Origin of the sequence: Pseudomonas sp. HMSC063H08, from assembly GCF_001813645.1 — a bacterium.
GTDB lineage: Bacteria > Pseudomonadota > Gammaproteobacteria > Pseudomonadales > Pseudomonadaceae > Pseudomonas > Pseudomonas aeruginosa.
This window is the reverse complement of sequence record NZ_KV813515.1, coordinates 1-297: the sequence shown is the minus strand read 5'-3', so window position 1 is coordinate 297 and position 297 is coordinate 1. Positions and strand designations below refer to the sequence as shown.

Here is a 297-nt window from a genome sequence, read left to right as displayed (position 1 = left end):
CGAGCAAAAGGTGGGCGGGCTGGACGCTTACACATAAGCTAGATCAGTACCCACTGATGCGGCAGCAACTGGCTGATGTCTTTCGGCCGTAACGTCGGCAGCCGCGTCAGCACCTCTTTGAGGTAGACATACGGATCATTGAGCAGCAGCCCTGGTTGAGGCCTAGATCATGCTGTCACGACTGCCGGGGGAGTAAACGATAAGGCCGCGTTTGAGTGGGGGCACGGCCTCCAGGCGGGCGGTCACTACCCCATGATTTTCCGGTATGTAGTGGTCAACCCATCCCGGACAGTGGGT

At 58.6% G+C, this 297-nt stretch carries 1 pseudogene; it reads right to left on the bottom strand.

Going from position 1 to position 297, the window contains the following annotated elements:
* Positions 1-38: 38 nt before the first annotated feature.
* Positions 39-140, bottom strand: a pseudogene (locus HMPREF2924_RS35595) (transposase domain-containing protein); the annotation flags it as partial.
* Between the last annotated feature and the right edge of the window lie 157 nt (positions 141-297).